We start from the raw sequence: 617 nt of genomic DNA, 5'->3' as shown, positions 1-617 counted from the left end.
GGCTAAAACAGTCAGGATGTTGGCTTAGAAGCAGCCATCATTTAAAGAAAGCGTAATAGCTCACTGATCGAGTCGTCCTGCGCGGAAGATGTAACGGGGCTAAGCCAGTCACCGAAGCTGCGGATATGCGTAAGCATATGGTAGGAGAGCGTTCTGTAAGCCTGCGAAGGTGTCTTGTAAAGGATGCTGGAGGTATCAGAAGTGCGAATGCTGACATGAGTAGCGATAATGGGGGTGAAAAGCCTCCACGCCGTAAGCCCAAGGTTTCCTGTTCAACGTTCATCGGAGCAGGGTGAGTCGGCCCCTAAGGCGAGGCAGAGATGCGTAGCTGATGGGAAGCAGGTTAATATTCCTGCACCGTCGTATGATGCGATGGGGGGACGGATCGCGGAAGGTTGTCTGACTGTTGGAATAGTCAGTTTCTGTCTCATAGAAGGTACTTAGGCAAATCCGGGTACGGAATTCAAGGGGATGGGACGAGTGAACTTGTTCACGAAGCAATCGGAAGTGGTTCCAAGAAAAGCCTCTAAGCTTCAGTCATACGAGACCGTACCGCAAACCGACACAGGTGGGCGAGATGAGTATTCTAAGGCGCTTGAGAGAACTCGGGAGAAGGA

General features: G+C 51.4%; 1 rRNA gene. It reads left to right on the top strand.

Features of this window, described 5'->3' with window-relative positions:
• Nucleotides 1-617, top strand: a 23S ribosomal RNA gene (locus tag GCN74_RS28260); the annotation flags it as partial.

Source organism: Janthinobacterium sp. FT14W (assembly GCF_009208755.1).
Classification (GTDB): Bacteria; Pseudomonadota; Gammaproteobacteria; order Burkholderiales; family Burkholderiaceae_D; genus Janthinobacterium; species Janthinobacterium violaceinigrum.
The sequence above is the reverse complement of the archived record's forward strand: the minus strand, read 5'-3'. Positions and strand labels throughout refer to the sequence as shown.